At 68.6% G+C, this 6,789-nt stretch carries 7 protein-coding genes; 4 read left to right on the top strand and 3 right to left on the bottom strand.

What is annotated here, in order from left to right; translation table 11 throughout:
* Positions 1-835 precede the first annotated feature (835 nt).
* Positions 836-1,753 carry a ParA family protein gene (locus WMJ97_RS13825; RefSeq protein ID WP_347349588.1) on the top strand — a complete coding sequence of 306 codons (918 nt, stop codon included), beginning with the start codon at positions 836-838 and terminating at the stop codon, positions 1,751-1,753.
* 37 nt (positions 1,754-1,790) lie between these two features.
* Entirely contained in the window at positions 1,791-2,759 is a 969-nt protein-coding gene (locus tag WMJ97_RS13820) for a ParB/RepB/Spo0J family partition protein (RefSeq protein WP_347349587.1), read from the top strand.
* An 18-nt stretch (positions 2,760-2,777) separates the two neighbouring features.
* Here WMJ97_RS13820 and WMJ97_RS13815 read toward each other — a convergent pair whose 3' ends face one another.
* Both WMJ97_RS13815 and WMJ97_RS13810 read right to left on the bottom strand, forming a co-directional pair.
* A complete protein-coding gene (locus tag WMJ97_RS13815; protein WP_347349586.1) occupies positions 2,778-3,173 on the bottom strand; it encodes a DUF3817 domain-containing protein in 396 nt (131 codons plus the stop codon).
* Between the two features lie 70 nt (positions 3,174-3,243).
* Positions 3,244-3,984 (bottom strand): SURF1 family protein, encoded by a 741-nt coding sequence (locus WMJ97_RS13810; protein ID WP_347349585.1) that lies wholly within the window; start codon positions 3,982-3,984, stop codon positions 3,244-3,246.
* A gap of 95 nt (positions 3,985-4,079) precedes the next feature.
* Between WMJ97_RS13810 and WMJ97_RS13805 the strand changes: the two genes are divergently transcribed.
* Complete coding sequence (locus WMJ97_RS13805; RefSeq protein ID WP_347349584.1) at positions 4,080-4,577, top strand: hypothetical protein; 498 nt, start codon at positions 4,080-4,082, stop codon at positions 4,575-4,577.
* 35 nt (positions 4,578-4,612) lie between these two features.
* On the opposite strand, the gene WMJ97_RS13800 is transcribed toward WMJ97_RS13805, so the two are convergent.
* On the bottom strand, positions 4,613-5,896 hold the full coding sequence (locus WMJ97_RS13800) for a citrate synthase (protein WP_347349583.1): 1,284 nt from the start codon (positions 5,894-5,896) through the stop codon (positions 4,613-4,615).
* Positions 5,897-6,076: 180 nt separating this feature from the next.
* On the opposite strand from WMJ97_RS13800, the gene WMJ97_RS13795 reads away from it, so the two are divergent.
* Positions 6,077-6,625 (top strand): YceI family protein, encoded by a 549-nt coding sequence (locus tag WMJ97_RS13795; RefSeq protein ID WP_347349582.1) that lies wholly within the window; start codon positions 6,077-6,079, stop codon positions 6,623-6,625.
* Positions 6,626-6,789: the final 164 nt, after the last annotated feature.

Raw genomic sequence — 6,789 nt, 5'->3', positions numbered from 1 at the left:
AGCCAGTCAGGGTCTGCCCGTCGACTCGGCGTCCCCGGCCGCCCGAGCTCACGCGCCCAGCCGGCAGCGAATAGGACATTGACGCCGGCGTCCTGACAAGAATCGGTCGTTCGTCCCCATCGTGGACGGTATGAAGAGCGAACTCGCGGACGCCCTCGCGCGGGGCCAGGGCGTCCTGTGCCGGCGGGAACACCCCGACCTGCACCGTCATCTCGACCACTGGGTACCACGTGAAGTCGCACCGCGCCGTCGCGTACCCAGCGGCTGGTGGGCGGGCGCCCGAGCACCCTGCCCCGGAGGTGCTCTCGTCCGCTACTGAGACGACCACCCCCGCCCGCGTCTCCCGGAGAGCGGGGCTGTCAGGCGGTGACACGCGAGCGGGGGCTCCCTGCCCCCGAAGGTTGCCCGCACGCACGGTCGTTCATCACCCAATGGGTATGGAGGGACGTCTCCCAGCGGGGCCGAACCGCGGCGCTTCACGTGAAACAACCGTTACAGATATAAGTCGATAAAGCGAGAAAGGATTAAACCGCTCTATCGCGCCGATTAGAGCTCGTCGTGCTCCGGGGCGCGGACTCCCCGGTCCCGCTGAAGGACTCCGCGCGCACCGGGTCCAGCGCCTCGATTCGGCGCGGTGCCTGTTGGCCGGGCGAATCACCTGGCTCCGGCCGGGGGCGACGGCGTCCTATGGCCCGAGTGCGCCAAGGACGGGGTCACCGAAGCTCTCCCCCGCCTCGTGAACTGCCGGACGGACGGCGTCGACGCATGTCGCGCGCGGGAGGGACGGTGCCTGACGGATATCCTGAACCGGACCTTTCCCTGCGATGAAGAGTAGATGCTCGTGACCGTTCCATCTTCCACCGCCCCTAGGCGTGCTGCTTTCGACGAAGACGAGTTCGGGGGCCCCCCGGACGTCCCCGACGACCTCGCTCAAGACGTTTCACGTGAAACGCCGCGACTCCCCCGCCCCCACGAGCCGCGAGTCTTCGTGGTGGCGAACCAAAAGGGTGGGGTCGGAAAAACCACGACGGCCGTCAACATCGCGGCGGGCCTCGCGATGGGTGGGCTCAAGGTGCTCGTCGTCGACATGGACCCCCAGGGCAACGCGACGACGGCGCTGGGCGTCGAGCATCCCGAGGGCACGGAGGGCACCTATGAGGTGCTCGTCGACGGCAAGCCGCTGATCGAGGTGGTCAAGCGCTGCCCCGACATCGAGGGCCTCTTCGTCGTACCGGCCACGATCGACCTGGCGGGCGCCGAGATCGGCTTGGTCGCGACCGTTTCACGTGAAACGAAGCTCCAGATCGCGCTCAAGAAGTTCTTCAAGGAGTTCTACGTCGACTACGTCATCGTCGACTGCCCGCCGTCGCTTGGATTGCTCACGCTGAACGCCCTGGTGGCCGCCAAAGAGATCATGATCCCGATCCAGTGCGAGTACTACGCGCTGGAGGGCGTCACGCAGCTGCTCAAGACCATCGACCTCGTCACCGGACGCCTCAACGACGAGCTTCAGCTCACCACCGTCGTTCTCACGATGTTCGACGCCCGGACGAACCTCTCCAGCCAGGTGGCGGACGAGGTCCGCAACCACTTCAGCGCACAGACGCTGAACACGGTGATCCCACGGTCGGTCCGCGTGGCCGAGGCGCCGAGCTACGCACAGACCGTTCTGAGCTATCACCTGGCGTCCGCGGGCGCCCAGGCGTACCTGCACGCCGCGGAAGAGATCGCCCAGCGGGGCGCACAGAACTGACGAGGGCCGCACTGCGGCGTCCGAACGAAGGAGAGACATGGCAGCACCGAAGGCACGCAGCGGCCTGGGCCGCGGTCTGGGTGATCTGATCCGCCCGACCGCTGAGCCTGAGCCGGCCCACCACGGGCCGGCGGAACCGGACGGCACCGAGACGATCAGCGATCCGGTACCGGCCCCGGAGGGGTCGTACTTCGCGGAGATCCCGGTGGAGGCGATCCGGCCGAACCCACGCCAGCCGCGCCAGGTGTTCGACGAGGACGAACTGAACGAGCTGATCGAGTCGATCGCCGAGGTGGGGCTGCTGCAGCCGGTGGTCGTCAGGCCATTGCATCCGGCCGAGGGGGACGTCCGGTTCGAGCTCGTGATGGGGGAGCGGCGGCTCCGGGCCACCAAGGCGGCCGGCCTCGCGACGATCCCGGCGATCGTCCGGGAGACGCAGGCGCACGACATGCTGCGGGACGCCCTCCTGGAGAACCTGCACCGGGCTCAGTTGAACCCGCTGGAGGAGGCTGCGGCCTACCAGCAGATGCTGGAGGACTTCGGCTGCACCCAGGAGGAGTTGGCCACCCGCATCAAGCGATCGCGTCCTCAGATCTCTAACACGATTCGTCTCCTGCGGCTCCCGGCGCCGGTGCAGCGGCGGGTCGCGGCGGGCGTCCTGTCGGCGGGCCACGCCCGCGCGCTGCTCATGCTGCCGGATCCGCTCGCTCAGGAGCGGCTGGCGCAGCGCATCGTCGCCGAGAACCTCAGCGTCCGGGCGGTCGAAGAGATCGTGTCGATGGGGGAGAAGGCGCAGGAACCGGCCCACCGGCCGAGGGCGCTGCGGCAGCCGTCCCCGCGGGCTCAGGCCTTGTCAGAGCGCTTCTCGGACGCCTTGGAGACCCGGGTCAACGTCGCGATCGGCCGGAAGAAGGGGAAGATCACCATCGAGTTCGCCTCGCCGGACGACCTCGACCGGATCCTGGCGATCATGCGAGAAGGGGTCGACTCCACGATAAACATCTAAGTCGACAAATAGTCTTGGCTATGCGAGGTGCGAATCTGATCCGGCCGCATCGGCGGCCGGACCGGCGGCGCCGCTCTCCACGGCGGCGATGCGTGCCCGGACATCCTTCGTCGCGTAGTGCTCGGCGACGAACGACAAGAAAGGCACCGTGCCCGCGAGGGCGATGAGGATGAGCCGAAGCCACGGCCAGTCGACGCGGCGCCCCAGGTTGTACGCGGAGACGAGCAGCGCCATGTACAGCCAGCCGTGGGGCACGCCGGTGATCGTCACGACGAGCCCGTTGCCGGCGAGGTACTTCAGCGGCATCCCGATGAGCACGAGCACGACCAGCAGGACGCCGACGACCCACGCCATGATCCGGTAGAACAGCAGCGACTTACGGATCGTCGGGATGTCGGCGACGTCGAACGGCATGGTTTCCTCTCAACAGGGTCACAGGCGGGCCGGGCGGTGGCGTACGCGGCTGCCGAGGACGGCCGCAGGCTCAGTCGTGCGCCTCGCCGGACGCCGCCCGCACCGCGTCGGCCGCCGCCTCCTCGCGGGCCGCACGCTCTTTCGCGCCCAGCGACTGGGCGAGCTTGAGGGACATGCCGAGCCCGAACGCCGCGAAGATCCACCACTGGAGAGCGTACCCCCCGTTCTGGATCGACCCGTCGCCGTGGGGGAGCGTGACGCGGCCCTGCGTGAGCCCCTGGTCGGCCGCACCGGCGGCGTCCAGGGTCACGTAGCCGGGCGTGAGCCGCTGAGGCCAGCGCTGCGCGAGCAGCGGCATGCGCACCGACCCGATCTCGCCGGACGCGACGGCTCGGTCCGCGTCGCCCTCCCCGGGCAGAAACAGCCCGGTCTCCGTGCGCTCGCCGGCGGGGGCGTCCTGAATCGAGGCGCGGTCCGTCGTCTCGCCGCGCACGATCGGGACGACGCGCCCGTCGGCCACCTCGAACGCGGTCAGCACGCGCAGGCTGCCGTCGTCGGCCGGTATCAGCAACTGCTCCGACGGCAGGTACCGCCCGGACACCGTGACCCTTTTGCCGTAGATGTCGGCGACGCTGCCGTCCGCCCGGATGTTCTCGAGCAGCGGCACCGGTGGCTGCTCAGCCCGCGCCTGCACCGAGCGATCGCCCTTGTCGACGAACACCTGCATCTGCCACAGCCCCAGGAAGCACATCACGAGCGCGACGACCGCCCCGACCGCCACGATCAGAACCTGTTTTGCCCGGGTGCTCACCCGTCTATAGTCCCATTCGCGGCGCGGTGAGCCAACGGACGCCTCCCGCCGACGGCGGTCGACGCCGGCCCGTGGCCGGCCAGGTGGGAGGTGCGATGCGGAGTTTGGTCCCGCTCACGGAACAGGACGCATGCCGCCTCATCTGCCCCTGGTGCGGCCGGGCGGCGCGGGGGACGGGCGGGTTCCGGGTCGTCCGGGGCGGCGCGACGATCGGCGCAGCGGTGCTGGCGCCCCCGGAGCGGGGCAGCGACCTGTGCCCGCCGCGGTCGGCCGTGCTCACCCGGCTGTGGGTGCGCCCCGACGACGTGGGCGAGCACGTGGGGACTCAGCTCGTGCAGCGGGTCTGCGCGGAGCTCCTGGCCTCCGACCTGCGGCACCTGGTCGCCTACGGGACGCGGGGGCGTCCGGACTGCGCCCACCTCCCTGTCGGCTGGCTCGCCGTGGTCGGCTTCGCCGACCACGGCGGCACTCAGTGGCGGATCGACCTGCGACGAGCCGCGCCCAGCCTGGGCTTCGTGCGGGACGCGGCGTCCGGTCTGCTGCGCGGCTGGCGTCCGGGGCGGGACAAGCCGGCGCCCGCCAACCGGGGTTGACGGGCGCCGACGGGAACAGGCGACGGGGAAGCGGCTCAGCGCTCGGCGAGCGGAACGTAGTTGCGCTCGGTCTCGCCGACGTAGACCTGGCGCGGACGGCCGATCTTGTTGGTCGGGTCGTTGACCATCTCGCGCCACTGCGCAATCCAGCCCGGGAGGCGTCCGATGGCGAAGAGCACCGTGAACATGTCGACCGGGAAGCCCATCGCCTGGTAGATCAGGCCGGTGTAGAAGTCGACGTTGGGGTAGAGCTTGCGCTCCTGGAAGTACGGGTCGTCGAGCGCCGCCTGCTCAAGCTTGACGGCGATGTCGAGCAGCTCGTCGCCGCCGGCCACATCGCTGAGGATCGCGTCGGCGTGCTTCTTGATGATCGCCGCGCGCGGGTCGTAGTTCTTGTAGATGCGGTGCCCGAAGCCCATGAGCTTCGTGGTGTCTTTCTTGTCTTTGACCTTGTTGACGTACTCCTTGACCGAGATGCCCTGGTCGCGGATCTGCGCCAGCATCTCGAGGACCGCCTGGTTCGCGCCGCCGTGCAGCGGGCCGGAGAGCGCGTGGACGCCTGCCGCGACCGACACGTACAGGTTCGCCTGGGAGGAGCCGACGAGGCGCACGGTGGACGTCGAACAGTTCTGCTCGTGGTCGGCGTGCAGGATCAGCAGCACGTCGAGCGCCTTCGTGATCTTGTCGTCGAACTCGTAGGGCGTCGTGACGCTGCCGAACGACATGCGGATGAAGTTCTCGATGTAGCTCAGCGAGTAGTCGGGCCACAGCGTGGGCATGCCGAGGGAGTTCTTGAAGCCGTACGCCGCGAGCGTCGGTACCTTCGCCAGGAGGCGGTGGGTCGCCGCGTCGATCTTCTCGGGCTCGAACCCGATGGTGTCGGACGAGAACGTCGACAGGGCGGTGATGGCCGCCGAGAGCACCGGCATCGGGTGGGAGCGGCGCGGGAAGATGCGGAACAGCTCACGCAGCCGCTCGTCGATCACCATGTGGCGCGAGATCTTCTCGGTGAAGTCGGCCAACTCCTCCTTCGTCGGCAACTCGCCGTAGAGCACCAGGTAGGAGGTCTCCAGGAACGACGACTTCTCGGCGAGCTGCTCGATCGGGTAGCCGCGGTAGCGCAGGACGCCCGCGTCCCCGTCGATGAACGTGATCGCGGACTTGCAGACCGCGGTGTTGGCGAAACCCACGTCGTACGTCGTGTCGCCGGTGGCGGCGAGCATCTTGCTGATGTCGTAGCCGTTGTTGCCTTGCGTCGCTTCGACGAAGGGGAGCTCGAGGCTGTCGCCGTCGCGCGTGAAGGTGGCTGGGGTCGTCATTGAACTCCTCCTTGGGCAAGGTCATGCGGGATGGTCGTCACCATACCCGTCCAGGGTCAGGCGGCGACATAGCAGCGGTGAATTGTGTCCACATCGAGATAGTTTTGTTGATTGGACAACCAACCGGACCGTGCTATGATGAAGTTGAAACTTGAACTACAAGGTGGGAGGAACCCCCAGATGACGCAGCTTTCCGAACTCAAGGGCACCTACACGCTGGATCCGAGCCACTCGGAGCTGGCCTTCGTCGCGCGCCACGCGATGGTCACGAAGGTGCGCGGCACCTTCGACGAGTACGAGGGGAGCGCGACCATCGACGGGGAGAACCCGGCGGCGTCCACCCTCGAGGTGCACATCAAGACCGCGTCGGTGAACACGCGCAACGCCGACCGCGACGCGCACCTGCGCAGCGCCGACTTCTTCGACGCCGACCAGTTCCCGGAGATCACGTTCGTGGGGAAGGGCTTCGACATCACCGCCCCTGACGCCGTCGAGGTGACCGGCGACCTGACCATCAAGGGCTCCACGCAGTCGGTCACGATCCCGTTCGAGTTCAACGGCCAGGCCAAGGACCCGTTCGGCAACACCCGCGTCGGCTTCGAGGGCTCCGTCGACGTGAACCGTCGCGACTTCGGCCTCACCTGGAACGCCGCGCTCGAGACCGGCGGCCTGCTCGTGAGCGACAAGGTGCGCCTCGAGTTCGACGTGTCCGCGATCGCGGGCAACTGAGCCACGGTCCCAGGCTCTCGGACGCCTCGGGTGCGGCCCCAACGGGCCGCACCCGAGGCGTCCTGTTTGTGGGAGAAGGCGCCCCGCCGGACGCCTCAGGCGGCCTGCCGCTCGGCTTCCTCGAGCGCCTGGGTGGTCGCGTCGATCACGGCGTCCACGTCGTC

The organism is Nigerium sp. (assembly GCF_039811905.1).
Classification (GTDB): Bacteria; Actinomycetota; Actinomycetes; order Propionibacteriales; family Propionibacteriaceae; genus Propioniciclava.
Note: the sequence above shows the minus strand (reverse complement) of the source record. Positions and strands in the feature narration are given on the sequence as shown.